This is a genomic window from Phreatobacter sp. (assembly GCF_027532945.1).
In the GTDB taxonomy this organism is placed as follows: Bacteria; Pseudomonadota; Alphaproteobacteria; order Rhizobiales; family Phreatobacteraceae; genus Phreatobacter.
This window is the reverse complement of record NZ_JAPZTZ010000005.1, coordinates 75639-95208: the sequence shown is the minus strand read 5'-3', so window position 1 is coordinate 95208 and position 19570 is coordinate 75639. Positions and strand designations below refer to the sequence as shown.

Genomic DNA, 19570 nt, shown 5'->3' with positions numbered 1-19570 from the left:
GACCCCGGCCCGCGTCGAATCTTGTCTTGAAAACCCTTAGCCCGTCCGCCGCGGAATTCCAAGCGCTTTCTCGGGCGTCCGGCCGCGCCGGCCCGCTCAAGGGGCCGGGTTGCCGCGCAGCTGATGAACGCGGTCGATGGCCTCCAGCACGGCCGGCGACAGCAGGACCTCGCCGGCATCGATGGCGGTCTTGAGCTGCGCCATGCCGGTGGCGCCGATGATGGCGGAGGCGACGAAGGGCCGGCTCACGACGAAGGCGATGGCGAGCGTCGCCGGGTCGAGGCCGGCGTCGCGGGCGATCTCCACATAGTCGCGCACGGCCTCTTCCGAGCCCGGCTTCTGGTAGCGCTGCTGCCGGTCGAAAAGCGTGACGCGGGCGCCGGCGGGCCGCGCGCCGTCGAGATATTTGCCGGTGAGGAAGCCCTGGGCCAGCGGCGAATAGGCCAGCAGGCCGATCCCCTCGCGCATCGACACCTCGGCCATGGCGGTCTCATAGGTGCGGTTCATGAGGTGATAGGCGTTCTGCACCGTCTGGACGCGCGGCAGGCCCCTGGCCTCGGCCTCCTTGAGGAAGGTCATGGTGCCCCAGGCGCTCTCGTTCGACAGGCCGATGAAGCGCACCTTGCCCGCCCTGACGAAGTCACCCAGCACGTCGAGCTGCTCGGCGATGGCGGTCTCGTCGGCGCGCGGCGCCCAGAGCTCGGGATCGAAGCGGGAGGGATTGGCGCCGAAGGGCGCCGGGCGCTCCGGCCAGTGGATCTGGTAGAGGTCGACATAGTCGGTGCCGAGCCGCGTCAGGCTCTGGTCGAGGGCGACCTGCATCTGCTGGCGGGTGAGGCGCGTCGGCGCGCCGTCCGGTCGCAGCCAGGTCATGGCGCCAGCGCCGGCCACCTTGGTGGCGAGCACGATGTCGTCGCGTTTTCCCCGCGTCTTCAGCCAGGAGCCGATGATCCGCTCGGTCGAACCGAAGGTCTCGGCCTTGGGCGGCACGGAATACATCTCCGCCGTGTCGAAGAAGGTGATGCCGCGCGAGACGGCATAGTCCATCTGCTGATGACCCTCGGCCTCGGTGTTCTGCTCGCCAAAGGTCATGGTGCCGAGGCAGATGACAGGCACAGTCAGGCCGGATCGGCCGAGGGGACGGGTCTGCATGGGACGGTTCTCGCGGGAGGTCCGACGGTGGTTAGGTGGGGGGCCGCCAGCCGTCAACCGCCACGGCGGGATCGCACCTGTGCGATGAGCTCCTCCACCTTCGGCAGAATGCGGCGGACGATGACATCGACGCCGCGGCCGTTGGGATGCATGCCATCGGCGAGGTTGAGATCCCGCTCGGCCGCGACCCCTTCGAGGAAGAACGGATCGAAGATGAGGCCGTGCTTCGCCGCAAGCTCGGGGAAGATCGGGTTGAAGGCGGCGCCATAGGTGGAGCCCATGTTCGGCGGGGCGATCATGCCGGTGAGGAGGATCGGGATATTGCGCTCCTTCAGCCGGGCGATGATGGCCTCGAGGTTGCGGCGGGTGATGGCCGGATCGATGCCGCGCAGGGCGTCGTTGGCGCCGAGCTCAAGGATCACCGCGTCGACGCCGTCGCCCACCGCCCAGTCGAGACGCTCGAGGCCGCCGGTCGAGGTGTCGCCGGAGACGCCGGCATTCTCGACGGTGACGGCAAGGCCTTTGGCGCGCAACGCTGCCTGGAGCTTGACCGGGAAGGCGTCGGCGGGGGGCAACTGGTAACCGGCGGTCAGGCTGTCGCCGAGCGCCACGATGGTGACGGGCCGGGGCGCCTGTGCACCGGCCGGCATGGGCACGCTCAGAAGGGCGGCGCAGGCGGCGGCGAGGCCGATCACGAACTGTCGCACAGGCGGTCCCTTCCCAAACAAGGCCATTCCCGCCATCTAGGGTCCCAAGTGCACCGCCGCAACGTGCGGCCTCTTCGATGGACCCGACGCACCGATGCAGCCCGCCGCCGCCTCTTCCGCCTCCCGACCGGCCATCGTGGTCGACAGGGTCGAGCTGTCGCTCGGCCGCGGCGCCTCGCGCGTCCACATCCTGAAAGGATTGTCGCTGACCATCGCACAGGGTCAGTCGGTGGGCCTCGTTGGACCGTCAGGCTCGGGCAAGTCGACGCTGCTGATGGTCATGGCGGGGCTGGAGAAACCCGATTCCGGCACGGTGACGGTCGCCGGCACCGAGATCACCAGGCTCGACGAGGACGGGCTCGCCCGCTTTCGCGGCCGCCATGCCGGCATCGTCTTCCAGTCCTTCCACCTCATCCCGACCATGACGGCGCTGGAGAACGTCGCCGTGCCACTGGAACTCGCCGGCGAGGCCCATGCCTTCGAGCGGGCAGCGGACGAACTCGCCGCCGTCGGCCTCGGCTCGCGCCTCGATCACTACCCGACGCAGATGTCGGGCGGCGAGCAGCAGCGCACGGCGCTGGCCCGGGCCCTCTCCGTCCGCCCGGACATCCTTTTTGCCGACGAGCCCACCGGCAATCTCGATGAGACCACCGGCCGCACCATCATCGACCTGATGTTCGCCAAGCAGGCCGAGCGCGGCGCGACCCTCGTCCTGGTCACCCATGACCGGAGCCTTGCCGAGAGCTGCGATCGCGTCGTGCGCCTGCGCTCCGGCGTCATCGTCGAGGATAGTCGCGCTCCGGAGGCGGTGGCGTGAGCAGTTTCGTCGCCCGCCCGGCGCGGCTCCCGACCGCTGTCCGCCTCGGCCTGCGTGACCTGCGCGGCGGCATCCGCGGCTTCGGCACTTTCATCGCCTGTATCGCGCTGGGCGTCGCGGCCATTGCCGGCGTCGGCTCCTTCGCGCGCGGCCTCGTCGAGGGGCTGGAGCGCGAGGGCCGGGTGATCCTCGGCGCCGATGCCTCGTTCCAACTGCTGCACACCGAATTGCCCGCCGCCGTCGTGGCGGCGCTTGCCGAACGCGGCACGGTCGCCACCATGGCGACGACCCGCGCCATGGCGCGCACCACCGGGACGGGCGACGCCGTCAAATCGTCCCTGGTCGAGTTGAAAGCCGTCGATCCCGGCCTCTATCCGCTGGTGGGTAAACTCGAGACCGATCCGGGCGCGACCACGGCTGCCGCACTCGCCCCGCGGGACGGACTGCCCGGCGCGCTGGTGGAGGCAGCCCTCCTTGCCCGCCTCGACCTCAAGGTCGGCGACAGCCTGATCCTCGGCGACCGGCCGCTGCGCATCGCCGGCGTCATTCGCTCCGAGCCCGACCGCCTGGCCGGCGGCCTCGGCTTCGGTCCGCGCCTCATCCTGTCGCTCGATGCTTTCCGCGCTTCGGGCCTCATCCAGCCGGGCTCGCTGATCCGCTGGATGTACCAGCTCGACCTCGGCTCCTCACAGACCACCGAGGCGGAGATCCGCCGCGTCGTCGCCGACATGCGCGCCCGCTTCCCCGATGCCGGCTTCGAGGTCCGGACGCGGATGAACGCCTCGCCGCAGCTCGCCAGCCAGATCGAGCGCTTCTCGCAGTTCCTGACGCTGGTCGGCCTCACCGCCCTGCTGGTGGGCGGCGTCGGCGTCGCCAATGCGGTGGCGAGCCTTGTCGACCGCAAGCGCGACGACATCGCAACGCTGAAGGCGCTCGGGGCCACCGGCGGCCTCGTCTTCGCCGCGACGCTGACCCAGGTTGGCCTGCTGGCCCTGGTCGGCACCGCCATTGGCCTTGCCGCCGGCGCGGCGCTGCCGAGCCTCGTGGTCGGCGCCTTCGGCAGTGCCATCCCCATCCCCGTCTCGACCACGGTGCAGCCGGTGGAACTGGCAACCGCCGCCGCCTACGGCCTGCTGGTCGCCCTCGCCTTCGCCCTCTGGCCGCTCGGCCGGGCCCACGACATCCCGGTCTCCGCCCTGTTCCGCGACACGGTCGACGGCACGCGGCGCTGGCCGCGGCCGCGCTACCTCGCCCTCGTCGCCGCCACGCTGGCGATCCTTGTCGGCCTGTCGGTGGCGACCTCGTTCAACCCGCGCCTCGCCATGGGCTTCATGGCGGGCGCCGCCGGCATCTTCGTGGCGCTCCGGCTGGTCGCCGCGGCGATCATGGCCATTGCGGCGCGGATGCCGCGCGCCCGCGATACCAGCCTGCGCCTCGCCGTGGCCAATCTCCACCGCCCCGGCGCGCTTACGCCCTCGGTGGTGCTGTCGCTCGGGCTCGGCCTGACGCTGCTCGCGGTCATCGCGCTGGTCGATGCCAGCTTCCGCCGGCAGCTCGAGGATGCCCTGCCGGCGCGCGCGCCCTCGTTCTTCTTCGTCGACATCGTCAATGCCGAGGCGCCGCGCTTCGACGCCTTCATCGCCGAGAAGGCGCCGGACGCTGATCTTTACCGCGTGCCGATGCTGCGTGGTCGTTTCGTCCGCCTCGGCGGCCGGCCCGTGGAGGAGATCCGCGCCCGCGACGACATCGCCTGGGCGCTGCGCGGCGATCGCGGCATCACCTATGCCGCGAGCGTGCCGCAGAACTCCCGCGTGGTGGAGGGCTCCTGGTGGCCCGCCGACTACAATGGCCCGCCGCTCGTCTCCTTCGACGAGCGCATGGGCCAGGGTTTCGGCCTGAAGATCGGCGACGAGGTGACGGTCAACGTCCTCGGCCGCAACATCACCGCGCGGATCGCCAATTTCCGCGCCATCCAGTGGGACAATCTCGGCATCAACTTCATTGTCGTCTTCTCGCCGAACACCTTCCGCGGGGCGCCGCACGCGCATCTTGCGACGCTGACCTACCGCCATGCCACTAGTGCGGCGGAGGAGGTAGCGCTGCTGCAGCAGGTGGCGGCCGCCTTCCCGGCGGTGACGACGGTCCGCGTCAAGGACGCTCTGGAGGCCGTCGGCCAGCTCGCCACCCAGATCGGCACCGGCATCCGCGGGGCGAGCATCGTCACGCTGGTCGCGGCGATCCTCGTGCTGGCCGGGGCGCTCGCCGCCGGGCACCGCGCCAGGGTCTACGACGCGGTGATCCTCAAGACGCTCGGCGCGCCGCGCGCCATGCTGATCCGCACCTACGCCACCGAATATGCCCTGCTCGGCACGGTGACGGCGCTGTTCGGGCTCGCCGCGGGATCGGTGACCGCCTGGGTCATCACCACCCGCGTCATGAACATTCCCTTCGCCTTCGCGCCGCTGGAGGCTGCCCTCATCATCGTGCTGGCCATCCTGCTGACGGTCGGATTCGGCCTCGTCGGTACCTGGCGGGCGCTTGGCGAAAAACCGGCGCCGGTGCTGCGCAACATGTGAGCCGGCATGGGGTTGTCGCCGCGCTTCGCAGACCCTTGCGACAAAGAACCGCACACATAGGGCGGCATAGGCCTGCGGCAATGAGGGAGCTTGTATCCCCGGCGGCATCAGCCATATTCCGGACGAAGGGCGGACCAGACGATGGGACGCTCACGGGGAAAGCCAGAGGTTCTTCCATGTCCTATTACGATCCGAATGCTCAGGCCTATGGCGGCTATGGCTACGGCCAGCCGACGGCCATTCAGCAGGCTCAGATCGACCAGGGGCTCCGCTCCTACATGCTGGGCGTGTACAACTACATGATGATTGGCCTGGCCATCACCGGCCTCGCCGCGCTCGGCATCTACATGCTCTCGGTGACCGGCGATGCCAGCCTCGCCTACAAGAATGCCGGCCGCGCGATGGCGGTCTCGGGCGGTCAGTACCTGACGCCCTTCGGCGCCTTCCTGTTCGCCAGCTGGTTCAAGTTCGTCGTCATCCTCGCGCCGCTCGGCGTGGTGCTGCTGCTGTCGTTCCGCGCCGATCGCCTGAGCGCCCCGGCCGCGCAGATGACCTTCTGGGTCTATGCCGCGCTGGTCGGCGTCTCGATGACGACCATCCTGCTCGTCTACGCCCACACCTCGGTCGCCCGCGTGTTCTTCATCACCGCGGCCTCCTTCGGCGCCCTGTCGCTGTGGGGCTACACGACCAAGCGTGACCTCTCGGGCATGGGCACGTTCCTGATGATGGGCCTCTTCGGCCTGATCATCGCCTCTCTGGTGAACATCGGCATCGCCGCCTTCACCGGTCAGGCCTCGTCCATGCTGCAGTGGATCATCTCGGTGGTCGGCGTGCTGATCTTCGCTGGCCTCACCGCCTACGACACGCAGAACATCAAGAACGAGTACATCTACAGCCTGTCCTATGCGCAGGACGGCTCGATCGTGCAGAAGGCCGCCATCTTCGGCGCCCTCCAGCTCTACATGGACTTCGTGGGCATGTTCCAGTTCCTGATGTCCCTGCTGGGTTCGCGCGACGAGTGATCGTCCACGCCTCACAGGCCTTCCCGACCTGACGGAACCCCCGGCCACCGCGCCGGGGGTTTTGCTTTTATGGGGGGGTGCAGGCGGCGTCAGGCCGGCCTGAAGACCAGCGCCCGCGGCACCGCGCCAAGATCCGAGCGGAGCCCGTCGAGAACGAGGCCATGGCGGCGGGCGATGGCCACCACATCCGGCGCCTGGCCGATGCCGATCTCGAGACCCAGCCGGCCCCCGGGCGCGAGGAGGCGCAGGGCATCGGCGAGGATGGCGCGATAGGCGTCGAGCCCATCAGCGCCACCATCCAGCGCCCGGCGGGGGTCATGGAGCGCCACTTCCGGCTCCAGCGCCTCACAGGTGGCGGAGGGAATGTAGGGCGGATTGGAGACGACGAGGTCGAAGGTCCCGGCGAGGCCCTCGCCCCAGGAGCCGGCCTGGAAGCGGGCGCGGGGGGCGAGACCGAGGGCGCTCGCATTGGCTTCAGCCGCCGCGACCGCGTGGGCTGAGATGTCGATGCCGAGGCCGGTTGCCAGCGGCCGCTCGACCAGCAATGCCAGGAGGATCGTGCCCGGGCCGGTGCCGAGGTCGAGGATGCGGCGGGGTGCGTCGACGGGGAGCAGCGCCAATGACACATCGACCAGCGCCTCGGTGTCACCCCGCGGGATAAGGCAGTCGGGGTTGAGGGTGAGCGCCAGCCCGTGGAATTCCGCCGTGCCAAGAATGCGCGCGATGGGCTGGCGCGCCAGACGCCGATGCAGCAGCGCCTCGAAGCGCGCCGCCTCCGCCGGATCGAGCGCCCGTTGCGCGGCCGCGCCGGGATGGGCGGGATCGATGCCGCAAACGCTCATCAACAGCAGCCGCGCGTCCAGCGAAGCCTCGGGGAGACCTGCGGCGGCGAGCCGCTCGGCCGCAGCGCGGCGGGCGCTGGCGATGGTTGCGCCGGCGGCGCTCACGCCGCTTCCGCGGCCAGGAGGCCCGCCTGGTGGTCTGCCACCAGCGCGTCGATGATCTCGCCCAGCGCGGTGCCGGCGATGATTTCGGGAAGCTTGTAGAGCGTCAGCTCGATGCGGTGGTCGGTGACGCGCCCCTGCGGGAAGTTATAGGTGCGGATCCGCTCGGACCGGTCGCCGGAGCCGACCTGAAGCTTGCGGTCCTCGGCGCGGGTCGCGGCGAGGCGGCGGCGCTCGTCGTCGTAGAGACGCGAGCGCAGGATCGCCATGGCGCGGGCGCGGTTCTTGTGCTGGGAGCGCTCGTCCTGGACCACCACCACCGTGCCGGTGGGCACGTGGGTGATGCGGACGGCCGATTCCGTCTTGTTGACGTGCTGGCCGCCGGCGCCGCCCGCCCGCATCGTGTCGATCCTGAGGTCGCCCTCGTCGATGGCGAGGTCGACCTCCTCAGCCTCGGGCAGGACTGCGACGGTGGCCGCCGAGGTGTGGATGCGGCCGCCCGATTCAGTCGCCGGCACGCGCTGTACCCGGTGCACGCCGCTCTCGAACTTGAGGCGCGCATAGGCGCCGGGCCCCCGCACCTCCGCGACGATCTCCTTGAAGCCGCCGACAGTGCCCTCGCTGGCGGAAATCAGCTCGACCTGCCAGCCCTGCAGCGCCGCAAAGCGCTCGTACATGCGGTAGAGGTCGCCGGCGAAGAGGGAGGCCTCGTCGCCGCCCGTGCCGGCGCGGATCTCCAGGATGGCGTTCTTGGCGTCGGCAGCGTCCTTCGGGAGCAGGGCGAGGCGGAGCTGGTGCTCGAGGGTCGCGAGACGCTCCTCCAGCGCCGGCTTTTCCTCGTGGGCGAGGGCCGCCATTTCGCGGTCAGTCGCAGGGTCGGCGAGCAGCTGGGCGATGTCGGCGAGTTCCGCCTCCGCCGTGCGAAAGGCGCGGATGGCCTCCACCACCGGCGAGAGCTCGGAGAATTCCCGCGACAAGGCGATGTAGCGCTCGCCCTCGACGCCGGCAGAGAGCTCCGCCTCGACGAGATCGCGGCGAACCACGAGGGCATCCAGCTTGGCGACGGGCAGCATCAGAGGCTCACGCCCTCCGCCTCGGCGAAGTCGCGCAGGCGCTGGCGGATGGAGGGACCGGGCTTCGGCTTGTCGATGAGATCGTCGACGAGGGCGGAGACGCGGGCGAGGTCGAGGTCGCGGATCACCGACTTCACCGGACCGACGGCCGCGGGCGAGAGCGACAGCGAGCGGAAGCCGAGGGCCGCGAGGATCATCGCCTCCAGCGGCCGCGAGGCGAGCTCGCCGCAGAGCGTGACGAGCTTGCCGTGCTCGTGGCCCTTGCGGGCGAGCAGGCGCAGGGCGCGCAGGATCGGCGGCGACATGGTGTCGAAGCGGTTGGCGACGCGGCTGTTGCCGCGATCGACGGCGAACATGAACTGGACGAGGTCGTTCGACCCGACCGACAGGAAGTCGACGCGCGGCAGCAGCTCGTCCAGCTGGAAGAGAAGCGCCGGCACCTCGACCATGGCGCCGACCTGGACACGGTCGGGCATCCGGTGGTCATGGCGGCGCAGATGGGTCAGCTCGCGCTCCACGATGGCCTTGGCAGCGTCGAACTCCTCCACCGCGGCGATCATCGGGAACATGATGCGGATCTCGCGGCCCGCGGCGGCGCGCAGCATGGCGCGGACCTGGCTGCGCAGCAGGCCGGGCCGGTCGAGGCCGAGGCGGATGGCCCGCCAGCCCATGGCCGGGTTCTCCTCCTGGATCACCTCCATGTAGGGCAGGACCTTGTCGCCGCCGATGTCGAGGGTGCGGAAGGTCACCGGCCGCTCGCCGGCGGCGTCCAGCACCTTGCGGTAGAGGTCGAGCTGCTCGGCGGTGCGCGGCAGGGCGTTGGCCACCATGAACTGCAGCTCGGTGCGGAACAGGCCGATGCCGGAGGCGCCGGTCTCCTCGAGGAAGGGCAGGTCCACCATCAGGCCGGCGTTCAGGTGCAGCTTCACCTCGACACCGTCGCGGGTCACCGCGGGCAGGTGGCGGATGGCGGCGTACTGGGCCTGCCGGCGGGCGCGGAAGCGCACCTTCTCGGCATAGGCGTTCTCGACGTCGCTGGTGGGGCGCAGATGCACCTCGCCGGTGGCGCCGTCGATGATGATGGCATCGCCCGGATCGGCGAGGCTGGTGGCGTTCTCCGCCTGGCCGACGGTCGGGATACCCAGCGCGCGGGCGACGATGGCCACATGGCTGGTGGAGCCCGCCTCCTCCAGCACGAGGCCGCGCAGCTTGGTGCGGTCATAGTCGAGCAGGGCGGCCGGGCCCATATGGCGGGCAACGACGATGGCATTGTCGGGCAGCTCGGCGGGGACGACACCCTTGTCGCCGGTGAGCTGGCGCATCAGCCGGTTGGCGATGTCGTCGAGATCGTGCATCCGCTCGCGCAGATAGGGATCGGTCTGGCGCATCATGCGGGCGCGGTTGTCCGACTGGACGCGCTCCACCGCAGCTTCCGCCGTGATGCCGGTGCCGACCGCCTCCTTGAGCCGGCGGACGAAGCCGCGGTCATGGGCGAACATGCGATAGGCTTCGAGGATGTCGCGATGCTCGCCGCCGCGGGCCACCGCCTCATCGTCCAGCATGTCGTCGATCTCGGCCCGCAGCGCCTCGATCGCCGTTTCCATCCGCACCAGTTCGCGGGCCGGATCGTCGGCGATGAGCTTGGCGACATGGATGCGCGGCTCGTGCAGCACGACGTGACCGAGGCCGACGCCATCGGCGAGGCCCTCGCCGGGAAGGTGCAGGGGGCGGCGGGCGACCGGCTCCTGGCCGGGCGGGGCGAGCGCCGACAGCTCACCCGAGGCGATCATCTCGGCGAGCACCATCGAGGTCGTCTGCAGCGCCTCGACCTCGTCCTCCTCGTATTTCCGGTGCGCCCGGTTCTGGACGACGAGGACGCCAAGCGTGTTGCCGCCGCGCAGGATCGGCACGCCGAGGAAGGAGTGGAAGATCTCCTCGCCCGTCTCCGGCTTGAAGGAGAAGGACGGGTGCTCCTGGGCGTCGGACAGGTTCAGCGCCTCGGCCGTCTGGGCGACGAGGCCGACGAGGCCCTCGCCGGCGCGCATGACGGTGAGGTGGACCGCCTCGCGGTTGAGGCCCTGGGTCGCGTAGAGCTCGAGAGTCCCGTCGACGCGCAGCACATAGACCGAGCAGACCTCGGCCACCATGTTGGCCGCGATCAGCACCACGATCTTGTCGAGGCGTTCCTGCGCCGAGATCTGCTCCGCCATCACCTCGCGGAGGCGACGGAGCAGGAGGCGGGGTCCGCCGAATGCGGGGCGCATCGGCATGGGTCAGGGTCTGGGGCGATCAAGCCCCGGTTGGGCGACAATGCGGCGGGCCTCCGCCGCAGAACCACCATTAAGGGTGCCGCTACCGGTTTGCAAAGGCGACGATGAAGCAGCCTGTGGTTGCAGCCGCCGCCCGCCACACGGGACGGCGGCGGCTCCTGCCTCAGTTCGGCTTGTCGAGGCCGTAGAGCGTGTGGAGCGTGCGGGCGGCGAGCTCGGTATAGGCCGCATCGATCAGCACAGAGAACTTGATCTCGGAGGTGGTGATGGCGCGGATGTTGATGCCCTTTTCCGCCAGCGCCTTGAAGGCGCGCGCAGCGACGCCCGCATGGGAGCGCATGCCGACGCCGATGCAGGACACTTTCACCACGTCGGACGCGGTCTCGATCGACTTGAAGCCGACAGCCTCGCGCGCATCCATGAGGACGTGGCGGGCGCGCTCAAGATCGGCACCAGGACACGTGAAGGTGATGTCGGTGGTCGCGCCGTCCGCCGAGACGTTCTGCACGATCATGTCGACATTGATATTGGCCTCCGCGAGGGGACCGAAGATGGCGGCCGCGACGCCCGGCTTGTCGGCGACGGCGCGCACGCTCACCTGCGCCTCGTCCTTGGAGAAGGCGATGCCGGTCACGACCTGCTTTTCCACGATTTCCTCCTCGTCGCAGATGAGAGTGCCAAGTTGCGGGGTCTCGGGGTCGTCGAAGGACGAGCGCACATAGGTGCGCACCCCGTGGATCATCGAGAGTTCGACCGAGCGGACCTGCAGCACCTTGGAGCCGAGGGACGCCATCTCCAGCATCTCCTCGAAGCCGACCTTGTCGAGGCGGCGGGCTTTCGGAACGATGCGGGGGTCGGTGGTGTAGACGCCGTCGACGTCGGTGTAGATGTCGCAGCGCTCGGCGCGGATGGCGGCGGCAATGGCGACAGCCGAGGTGTCCGAGCCGCCGCGACCGAGAGTCGCGATGCGGCCGGTCTCGCGGGTGACGCCCTGGAAGCCGGAAATGACAGCCACCTCGCCCTGATCGAAGGCAGCGTCGAGATTGGCCGAGGGAATCTCGGCGATCCGCGCGACCGAATGGGCCTCGTCGGTCAGGATCGGGATCTGCCAGCCCTGCCAGGAGCGCGCCTTGATACCCATGGCGTTGAGCACAACGGCAAGAAGCCCCGACGTCACCTGCTCGCCTGAGGCGACCACGGTGTCATATTCGGCGAGGTCATAGAGGGGGGCGGCTTCCTTGCACCAGGCGACCAGCTCATTGGTCTTGCCGGACATGGCAGAGACGACGACCGCCACCTGATAGCCGGCCTCGACCTCGCGTTTCACATGGCGCGCGACATTCTTGATGCGGTCGACAGTGGCGACGGAGGTGCCGCCGAACTTCATCACGAGGCGAGGCATGGTGAGAGCGATCCGGCGCCTGTGGCGCCCCCTTGGGTCAAAAAGGCGCGTATGCATAACGGCCGAAGGCATGTAAGGCAACGGACAGGCCGCCGGCATTTCCGATGGCCCCGGGACATGGCACCGATGACCGCGACCGACACCCGACCGACCGACGCCGACCTGAAGACGGACACGCGCCAGAACGGCCCCCAGCCGGGAGCCGCCGGCACCTCGACGCTCGACCCGATCGAGGTCGACAAGTTCTCGCGCCTCGCCAGCGAATGGTGGAACCCCTCGGGCAAGATGGGGATCCTGCACAAGTTCAATCCCGTCCGCCTCGCCCACATCCGCGAACAGGCCTGCCTGACCTTCGGCCGGTCGCGCGAAGCGGTCGATGCCCTCTCGGGCCTGTCGGTCCTCGACATCGGCTGCGGCGGCGGGCTGCTCTGCGAGCCGCTGGCGCGCATGGGCGCGACCGTCACCGGCATCGACCCGGCCCGCACCAATGTCGAGACGGCGCGGCTCCACGCCAAGACCTCCGGGCTCACCATTGATTATCGCTGTACAACGGCCGAGGAACTCGCCGCGGCCGGCGAGAGCTTCGACGTGGTCCTCGCCATGGAGGTGGTGGAGCACGTGGCGGACGTGCCGCTCTTCGTCGGCGCCTGCTCAAAGCTGGTGAAGCCCGGCGGCCTTCTCGTCATGGCCACGATCAACCGCACCATGAAGAGCTACGCGCTCGCCATCGTCGGGGCCGAATACATCCTGCGCTGGCTGCCGCGCGGAACCCACGAATGGGACAAGTTCGTCACTCCCGAAGAACTGGCGGATGCCATGGCGGATAATGGCCTCGCCGTCGTCGACCGCAAGGGCGTCCGCTACGACGTGCTGCGCGACCGCTGGGTTGAGACTTCGGACCTCCAGGTCAATTACATGGTGACGGCGAACCGGGCCGGCTGAGGCCGAGCTGACGCTGGACAGGGCGCGCCGCCCTGCTAGCCTTCTTCCATGCGTCGCGCGGCCCTCGTTCTTCTCGCCGTCGTCAGCGTGGGCCAGCCCCTGGCCGCGCAGGACCCGGCCGCGCCGCAACGCCAGCCCTTTACCCCCGGACCGCCGGTCAGCCTGCCGCCCTGCACGTGCCGGGCGGCTGGGAAAAGCTGGCTCGTGGGCGAGACAATTTGCCTCAAGACGCCCGGCGGCGAGCGGATTGCAATCTGTACGACCGATGAAAACGTTACAACGTGGCGTATATCTCCGGTGCCTTGCGCCACCTCTTCTTTGCAGCGCAACAGAACGGCCTTCATGACGCAGGGAAACCGCTGCTAATCAAGCAGAAGGGGACTGTGCAGCCAGAAAATTCCGTACTACGCTTCTTGCGGCTCTCAGATCCGGGCGGCAAGGATCTGGCGGCGGCCAGCGTCCCGCAAGGGAGGCGAACCATCGCGGATATTCCTGATCAGGAGCCCGAGCAGGTTCGCAATCGTGCGGAACCGGCAGTGCATTCGGAAAGGCTGACCGGCATGTCGATGACGGGGACCGTCAAGTTCTTCAACACCGAGAAAGGCTATGGCTTCATCAAACCCGATGACGGCGGCAAGGACATCTTCGTCCATATCTCTGCTGTCCAGCGATCGGGACTGGCGAGCCTCGCCGAAGGGCAGAAGCTGTCGTTCGAACTGGAGCCCGACAAGCGGGGCAAGGGACCCAAGGCCGTGAACCTCGCCGTTCGCGGTTGATCGTTCTCTCCAGACGGCCACCTGATACCGCCCGACCGATCCCGTCCGGGCAGCCTCTCGCGTTGCCTGAAGCCCGCCGATCCATGCGTCCTCGCCGATCCGGCCTCGCCGCGCCCTGCCCGATGCGATCCAGCCGGGCCGCCGGCGCGTTGACAGGATGCGCGGCGCGCCCGCCGCGTCCGATTTCCCTGTTGACGCCGGCTGGGCTAGATTGCCGCCATGACCGAACCCGTTTCCGCCGCTGAGCGCACCTCCGTCCTGATCGCCGGCGGAGGCCTCGCCGGTCTGTCGCTGGCCGTCGCCTTCAAGACGGCGCTGGGGCGCGGCTTTGCCGTCCATATCGTCGATCCCGCCATCGCCGCGCCGCCCGCCGACCAGGGCCGGGCATCGGCCTTCGCCGCCGCGGCGCGCCGGATGTTCGAGGCGACCGGCGTCTGGGACGCCATCGCCCCCGAGGCCCAGCCGATCCTCGACATGGTCGTCACCGACAGCCGCACCATGGACGTGGTCCGGCCCGTGTTCCTCACCTTCGCCGGAGAGATCGCACCGGGCGAACCCTTCGCCCACATGGCGCCGAACGCCACCGTCACCGTCGCGCTGTGGGAACGCGCCCGCGACCTCGGCGTCGGCATGATCGCCTCGACGGTGACCGGCTTCGAGGCAGAGGCTGGCACCACCCGCGTCACGCTTGCCAATGGCGCGGTGATCGAGACGCCGCTGCTCGTCGCCTGCGATGGAGGCCGCTCCCGCATTCGCGAGATGGCGGGCATCCGAACGGTCGGCTGGGACTATGGCCAGTCCGGCGTCGTCTGCACCGTGTCCCACGAAAACGACCATGAGGGCCGGGCAGAGGAGCATTTCCTCCCCGCCGGCCCCTTCGCCGTGCTGCCGCTGACCGGCCGCCGGTCCTCCATCGTCTGGACCGAGGAGACCGGCCGCGCGGAGCGGCTCTGCCGCCTGCCACGCGAACTCTTCCAGGACGAGCTGGAAAGCCGCTTCGGCCACAAGCTCGGCACGGTCACCGTCCTCGACAGGCCCGCCGCCTATCCGCTGAAGCTGCAGGTGGCGCGCGACTTCGTGGGCCCGCGCCTCGCGCTGGTGGGCGATGCCGCCCACGTCATCCACCCCATTGCCGGCCAGGGCATCAATATGGGTTTCCGCGACGTGGCGGCCCTGGTCGAATGCGTCGCCGATGCGGCCCGGCTCGGCCTCGACCATGGTGCCGCGGATGTGCTCGCCCGCTACCAGCGCTGGCGGCGCTTTGACACGACGCTGATGGGCGCGACGACGGACGGGCTCAACCGCCTGTTCTCCAACGGCTCGCAGCCGCTGCGCGTCGTGCGCGATCTCGGCCTCGGCCTCGTCGACCGCATGCCGGCCCTCAAGGGCTTCTTCATGCGCCAGGCGGCCGGCATCGTCGGCGACGTGCCGAAGCTGCTGCGCGGCCAGCTGCCCTGATCAGCGGAGCTGTGCGGCGAGCCAGTGGAGGTCGGCGTCGCGGAAGCCGAGCTCCTCAATGGCCTTCACCGTGTTGACGACATAATCCGGATTGGCGCCGGAATGGCCGTGGCCCTGGCGGACCATGTGCAATTGCCGTTCGCGGTCGAGGCGGCCGGCATATTGGGGATGGCCGCGGTCGACGAGATAGGTCAGCGCCCGGACACGCGCGCCGTCGGGCCGCTCCAGCGTCACGTTGCGCCAGGCTTCGATGTAGACCGAGGTCACCTGCTCGCGCTCGCGCAGATAGGCGATGGTCGCCTCGGCGTACGCCGCCGCGACGCGGAAGGCCATGCCGCGGCAGGCCCCGCCGCGGTCGAGGCCGAGAACCAGGCCCGGCTTTTCCGGCGTGCCGCGGTGATGGTGCGAATAGACGCAGAGCGAGCGGTGCAGGCCGATCAGGCGGGCGGGCCAGCGCTCGACGCAATCGAAGCCCGGTCGCCACATCAGCGAGCCGTAGCCGAACACCCAGAGATCGCCGGATTGCTGTTCCATGCCATGTGCCAGGAGGGACGGGGCGCAGCGGTTCTGCTATAGACGCGGCCCTGCCCGCGCAAGCAGCCTTCCGGACGGAGCCCCATGCGTTTCAGGACCTTCGCGATTCCCGTGGTCATCGTCGCCCTCGCCATCGGTGCCTGGAGCGCCGTGTGGTCCTGGGGTGCCGGACGCGCCGAGGACGCCATCCAGCGCTGGCTCACCGCCGAGGCCGCCAATGGCCGCGTCATCACCTGCGGCGAGCGCAGCGGCGGCGGCTATCCGTTCCGCATGGAGATCACCTGCACGAAGCCGACGGTGGAGCTGCGCGACGAGGCGAGGCCCTACCAGACCTATCGCTTCGAGCGGCTGAAGGTGGTCTCGCAGATCTGGAGCCCCGGACACGTCATTTCCGAATGGACCGGCCCGATGACGGTGGTGACCGAGGGCGACCCCTCCGTCACCCAGGCCACCTGGCGCCTCGCCCAGGCCTCGGCCCAGCTCGCCATCGGCGGCTATGACAGTTCCAGCGTCGTCATCGACGACCTCGAAGTGGTGCGCGACGGCACGGTGCTGGTGAAGACCCCGCGGGCCGAATTCCACACCCGCCCGAACCGCGGCGATCCCGTCAGCGTCGACGTGGTGGCGAAGTTCAACGCCGCGAGTTTCGGGCTGCGCCCCATGGCGCCGGTCGATGCCGAGATCCAGTTCGTCGCCCGCAAGCTGCTGCGCAATGCCAGCCGGCCGCAGCCCCTGCCGCTGCGCCAGTGGGTGGCGGCGGGCGGCGCGGTCGAACTCGTGCTGCTGCGCCTCGTCCAGGGCCAGGCCCTCGCCGTGGCCAAGGGTACTGTGCGGCTGACGCCGGAGGGCCGGCCCGAGGGCGAGATCGAGCTGCGCGCCGCCAATCTCGAACAGGTGCTGCAGGCGACGGGCCTGACCGCCAATCTCGGGCCCCTCGCCGCCGGCGCCATCACCATGGCCAGCCGACCGTCCGAGGTCGAAGGCCGCCAGGGCCGGCTCTTCACCCTGCGCGCCACCGACGGGCGGCTGCAGATCGGGCCGCTGCGCATCGGCCTGCCCTCGCTGTTGCCCTGATGGCACCGATGACCGCACCGTCGCGCGACATGGCCAGCCGCCGCGCCACCGGCAATGGCCGCAACACGCGCTCCGAAGAGCTGCAAACCCGGCTCGCCGAGGCCATCGTCTCCGGCCGTCTGCTGCCCGGCGCGCCGCTCGACGAGGCGCAGATCGCGGCGGAATTTTCGGTATCGCGCACGCCGGTCCGCGAGGCGCTGCGGCAGCTCTCCTCCTCCGGGCTCGTCGACATCCGGCCGCATCGTGGCGCCGTGGTCGCCAAGCCCGACCATGCCCAGTTGCGCGACATGTTCGCGGTGATGGGCGAGCTCGAGAGCGTCGCGGCCGGACTCTGCGCGGTGAAGATGGACCGCGCCGAACGCGCCGGCCTGGACGAGTTGCACCGGTCCATGGCGCGGCTCGTCCATGACGGCGACCTCGACGCCTATAGCGCTGCCAATATCACCTTCCACGTCACCATCTATCGCGGCTCGCACAACAGCTATCTCGCCGAGATGGCCTCGGCGACGCGGCGGCGCCTGGCACCGTTCCGGCGCGCACAGTTCGAGGGGCGCGACCGGCTGGCCCGCTCGCACCACGAGCACGACCAGGTGGTGCAGGCGATCCAGCGGGGGGACGCGGAGCGCGCCGCCGCCGCCATGCGCGACCATATCGGCCTGTCCGCCCGCGCCTGGGAGACGATCGTCGCCCAAGGCCCAGCCTGAGGCATTTGCCTATTTTGTGAGCATTCTTGTGGACTATCTGACGTATTGCATACAATCTCTCGGCTTGTGGCTCTGATGCTTGCCGCCACGACGGGGCAGTCTTTTCTCCGCATTTTCAATGACCTGCAAGGATGACGCTCGCTGGCACTCTGGCCGAAGCGGCCTGAGGCGCCGGCCCGCGCGCCTTGGCACGAGCGTTGCGAGACAGGGTCCAGCACGAGCAGGATCATGCCTTCGCCAGCAGCACCGACGGTCGCCTCCCTTCATGACGCCTATCGCCGTGGCACTTCCGTCGCCGCGGTCATGGGCAGCGTTTACGCGCGCATCGCCGCCGTCGACGATCCCGGCATCTTCATCCATCTGCGACCTGAAGCCGACGTGGTGGCGGAGGCGTCGCGCCTGCCGGCCTTCGATCCGGTCCGCTATCCGCTCTGGGGCATCCCGGTCGCAGTGAAGGACAATATCGACGTGGCCGGCCTGCCGACCACCGCCGCCTGCCCGGCCTTTGCCTTCGTCCCGCAGCGTTCGGCGACGGCGGTGGAGAAGCTGGTGGCCGCGGGTGCCATCGTCATCGGCAAGACCAATCTCGACCAGTTCGCCACCGGCCTTGTCGGCGTGCGCTCGCCCTATCCGGTGCCGCGCAACGCCTTCGATCCCGCCCGCGTACCCGGCGGCTCGAGTTCGGGCTCGGCGGTTGCCGTCGCCCAGGGCATCGTGCCGCTGTCACTCGGCACCGACACGGCGGGATCGGGCCGCGTGCCGGCCGGGCTCAACGATCTCGTCGGCCTGAAGCCCTCGGTCGGGGCGATCTCGACGCGCGGCGTGCTGCCGGCCTGCCGGACGCTCGACTGCGTCTCGGTCTTCGCCCATGACACCGCCGATGCCTTTCTCGCCTATGCGGTGATGCGCGGCTACGACGCCGAAGACGCCTTCTCACGGCCCATCGTCGCCGACGATCCCGCGACCGCGGCGCCGCTCACCCGGCTCGGCCTGCCGCGCATGGCCGACCGGCTGTTCTTCGGCGACGGCGCCATGGCAGGCGCCTATGACGCGGCGCTCGGCCTCGTCAGGCCGCTCGCCAGCGCGACCGTGGACGTCGACCTGACGCCCTTCTTCGCGGTGGCGAAGCTGCTCTATGAAGGCCCCTGGGTTGCCGAGCGGCACGCCGCCATGCGCGCCTTCCTCGCCACCAACGCGGGCGACGTCCATCCGGTGACGCGGCAGATCGTCGGCGCTGCCGAGCGCTTCTCCGCCACCGACGCTTTCGAGGGGCTCTACCGGCTCGCCGAGCTCCGGCGGGTCTGCGACACGGTGTGGGACAGTGTCGACGTCATCGCCGTGCCGACAGCCCCCATCTTCCCCAGCCTCGCGGATCTCGCCGCCGATCCGATCGGCCCGAACAGCCGGCTCGGCACCTACACCAATTTCGTCAACCTGCTGGACCTTTCGGCCCTCGCCGTGCCCGGCCCGTTCCGCGCCGACGGCCTGCCCGCCGGCATCACGCTGATCGGCCCGCGCGGCGCCGATGCGGCGCTGGCCAGGCTCGGCGCTGCCTTCATGGCATCGGCGGGAGACCGCCGCCGTCAGCCCGCGACGGCCGCTGCATGAGCCACGCCATGATCCGTCCCGCCCATCACCGGAGGCAGCCTTGAGCGACCTGATCGAGATCGTCGTTGTCGGCGCCCACCTGTCCGGCATGCCGCTCAACGGCGAGCTGACGAGCCGCGGCGGCGTCTTCCGCCGGGCGTCGATGACGACGGCGGACTACCGCTTCTACGCGCTTGCCGGCGGACCGCCGAAGCGGCCGGGCCTCATCCGCGTCGCCGACGGCACCGGCGCGGCCATTGCCTGCGAGGTCTGGGCCCTTCCTGCGGAAGGCTTCGGCACCTTCGTCGACGGCATCCCCTCGCCCCTCGGTATTGGCACGCTGCGCCTTGCCGACGGCACGCGTCCCAAGGGCTTTCTCGTTGAGCCCGAGGGCCTCTCCGGGGCCGAGGAGATCACCGCCCATGGCGGCTGGCGCGCCTATATGGCGGCGCTCGCCGGCCGGGCCGCATGAGCATTCACGGCCGGCGGCCCGGGTGGCCGGCGGCCCACACACACGACCGGGAGCCAACCC

The 19570-nt window shown here is 69.8% G+C and carries 17 protein-coding genes; 10 read left to right on the top strand and 7 right to left on the bottom strand.

All coding sequences use genetic code 11. From position 1 onward, the window contains the following. Positions 1–96 precede the first annotated feature (96 nt). Positions 97–1152 carry an aldo/keto reductase gene (locus O9344_RS04910; RefSeq protein WP_298473555.1) on the bottom strand — a complete coding sequence of 352 codons (1056 nt, stop codon included), beginning with the start codon at positions 1150–1152 and terminating at the stop codon, positions 97–99. A gap of 53 nt (positions 1153–1205) precedes the next feature. Beyond that, positions 1206–1802: an arylesterase gene (locus tag O9344_RS04905; protein ID WP_298473888.1), complete on the bottom strand. Its 597-nt coding sequence runs from the start codon at positions 1800–1802 to the stop codon at positions 1206–1208. 151 nt (positions 1803–1953) lie between these two features. On the opposite strand from O9344_RS04905, the gene O9344_RS04900 reads away from it, so the two are divergent. From O9344_RS04900 to O9344_RS04890, 3 genes are all read left to right on the top strand, one after another. Continuing rightward, positions 1954–2676, top strand: a complete 723-nt coding sequence (locus O9344_RS04900) for an ABC transporter ATP-binding protein (RefSeq protein WP_298473552.1) — start codon at positions 1954–1956, stop codon at positions 2674–2676. Then, complete coding sequence (locus O9344_RS04895) at positions 2673–5252, top strand: FtsX-like permease family protein (RefSeq protein WP_298473549.1); 2580 nt, start codon at positions 2673–2675, stop codon at positions 5250–5252. The genes O9344_RS04900 and O9344_RS04895 overlap by 4 nt, the downstream gene beginning before the upstream one ends. Before the next feature lie 176 nt (positions 5253–5428). Further along, complete coding sequence (locus O9344_RS04890) at positions 5429–6274, top strand: Bax inhibitor-1/YccA family protein (protein ID WP_298473547.1); 846 nt, start codon at positions 5429–5431, stop codon at positions 6272–6274. A gap of 89 nt (positions 6275–6363) precedes the next feature. Here O9344_RS04890 and prmC read toward each other — a convergent pair whose 3' ends face one another. From prmC to O9344_RS04870, 4 genes are all read right to left on the bottom strand, one after another. After that, positions 6364–7221: a peptide chain release factor N(5)-glutamine methyltransferase gene (gene prmC / locus O9344_RS04885; protein ID WP_298473545.1), complete on the bottom strand. Its 858-nt coding sequence runs from the start codon at positions 7219–7221 to the stop codon at positions 6364–6366. Then, positions 7218–8291, bottom strand: coding sequence for a peptide chain release factor 1 (gene prfA, locus O9344_RS04880; protein ID WP_298473542.1), 1074 nt, complete (start codon positions 8289–8291; stop codon positions 7218–7220). The genes prmC and prfA overlap by 4 nt, the downstream gene beginning before the upstream one ends. After that, a complete protein-coding gene (ptsP, locus tag O9344_RS04875; protein ID WP_298473539.1) occupies positions 8291–10555 on the bottom strand; it encodes a phosphoenolpyruvate--protein phosphotransferase in 2265 nt (754 codons plus the stop codon). Before ptsP ends, prfA begins: the two co-directional genes overlap by 1 nt. Before the next feature lie 169 nt (positions 10556–10724). Then, entirely contained in the window at positions 10725–11963 is a 1239-nt protein-coding gene (locus tag O9344_RS04870) for an aspartate kinase (RefSeq protein ID WP_298473536.1), read from the bottom strand. A gap of 126 nt (positions 11964–12089) precedes the next feature. On the opposite strand from O9344_RS04870, the gene ubiG reads away from it, so the two are divergent. From ubiG to O9344_RS04855, 3 genes are all read left to right on the top strand, one after another. Then, positions 12090–12905 (top strand): bifunctional 2-polyprenyl-6-hydroxyphenol methylase/3-demethylubiquinol 3-O-methyltransferase UbiG, encoded by an 816-nt coding sequence (gene ubiG, locus O9344_RS04865; protein WP_298473533.1) that lies wholly within the window; start codon positions 12090–12092, stop codon positions 12903–12905. A gap of 560 nt (positions 12906–13465) precedes the next feature. After that, positions 13466–13681, top strand: coding sequence for a cold-shock protein (locus O9344_RS04860; protein ID WP_108178899.1), 216 nt, complete (start codon positions 13466–13468; stop codon positions 13679–13681). A 219-nt stretch (positions 13682–13900) separates the two neighbouring features. After that, positions 13901–15139, top strand: coding sequence for a ubiquinone biosynthesis hydroxylase (locus tag O9344_RS04855; protein ID WP_298473530.1), 1239 nt, complete (start codon positions 13901–13903; stop codon positions 15137–15139). Here O9344_RS04855 and O9344_RS04850 read toward each other — a convergent pair whose 3' ends face one another. Continuing rightward, entirely contained in the window at positions 15140–15673 is a 534-nt protein-coding gene (locus O9344_RS04850; protein WP_298473528.1) for a gamma-glutamylcyclotransferase, read from the bottom strand. A gap of 84 nt (positions 15674–15757) precedes the next feature. Between O9344_RS04850 and O9344_RS04845 the strand changes: the two genes are divergently transcribed. The 4 genes from O9344_RS04845 to O9344_RS04830 all read left to right on the top strand — a co-directional run bounded on the left by O9344_RS04845 (position 15758) and on the right by O9344_RS04830 (position 19510). Beyond that, a complete protein-coding gene (locus O9344_RS04845; RefSeq protein ID WP_298473525.1) occupies positions 15758–16747 on the top strand; it encodes a DUF2125 domain-containing protein in 990 nt (329 codons plus the stop codon). 8 nt (positions 16748–16755) lie between these two features. Next, complete coding sequence (locus tag O9344_RS04840; RefSeq protein ID WP_298473522.1) at positions 16756–17451, top strand: GntR family transcriptional regulator; 696 nt, start codon at positions 16756–16758, stop codon at positions 17449–17451. Between the two features lie 228 nt (positions 17452–17679). After that, positions 17680–19059: an allophanate hydrolase gene (gene atzF / locus O9344_RS04835; protein WP_298473519.1), complete on the top strand. Its 1380-nt coding sequence runs from the start codon at positions 17680–17682 to the stop codon at positions 19057–19059. A gap of 40 nt (positions 19060–19099) precedes the next feature. Beyond that, entirely contained in the window at positions 19100–19510 is a 411-nt protein-coding gene (locus O9344_RS04830) for a hypothetical protein (RefSeq protein ID WP_298473516.1), read from the top strand. The last annotated feature ends 60 nt before the right edge of the window (positions 19511–19570 follow it).

Bases quoted from the DNA above. Each gene is read 5' to 3' on its own strand.
- O9344_RS04860 (WP_108178899.1), top strand. From the start codon at position 13,466: ATGTCGATGACGGGGACCGTCAAGTTCTTCAACACCGAGAAAGGCTAT.
- O9344_RS04905 (WP_298473888.1), bottom strand. From the start codon at position 1,802: ATGCCGGCCGGTGCACAGGCGCCCCGGCCCGTCACCATCGTGGCGCTC.
- O9344_RS04840 (WP_298473522.1), top strand. From the start codon at position 16,756: ATGACCGCACCGTCGCGCGACATGGCCAGCCGCCGCGCCACCGGCAAT.
- ubiG (WP_298473533.1), top strand. From the start codon at position 12,090: ATGACCGCGACCGACACCCGACCGACCGACGCCGACCTGAAGACGGAC.
- O9344_RS04855 (WP_298473530.1), top strand. From the start codon at position 13,901: ATGACCGAACCCGTTTCCGCCGCTGAGCGCACCTCCGTCCTGATCGCC.
- O9344_RS04900 (WP_298473552.1), top strand. From the start codon at position 1,954: ATGCAGCCCGCCGCCGCCTCTTCCGCCTCCCGACCGGCCATCGTGGTC.
- O9344_RS04910 (WP_298473555.1), bottom strand. From the start codon at position 1,152: ATGCAGACCCGTCCCCTCGGCCGATCCGGCCTGACTGTGCCTGTCATC.
- O9344_RS04845 (WP_298473525.1), top strand. From the start codon at position 15,758: ATGCGTTTCAGGACCTTCGCGATTCCCGTGGTCATCGTCGCCCTCGCC.
- atzF (WP_298473519.1), top strand. From the start codon at position 17,680: ATGCCTTCGCCAGCAGCACCGACGGTCGCCTCCCTTCATGACGCCTAT.
- O9344_RS04890 (WP_298473547.1), top strand. From the start codon at position 5,429: ATGTCCTATTACGATCCGAATGCTCAGGCCTATGGCGGCTATGGCTAC.
- ptsP (WP_298473539.1), bottom strand. From the start codon at position 10,555: ATGCGCCCCGCATTCGGCGGACCCCGCCTCCTGCTCCGTCGCCTCCGC.
- O9344_RS04870 (WP_298473536.1), bottom strand. From the start codon at position 11,963: ATGCCTCGCCTCGTGATGAAGTTCGGCGGCACCTCCGTCGCCACTGTC.
- prfA (WP_298473542.1), bottom strand. From the start codon at position 8,291: ATGCTGCCCGTCGCCAAGCTGGATGCCCTCGTGGTTCGCCGCGATCTC.
- O9344_RS04850 (WP_298473528.1), bottom strand. From the start codon at position 15,673: ATGGAACAGCAATCCGGCGATCTCTGGGTGTTCGGCTACGGCTCGCTG.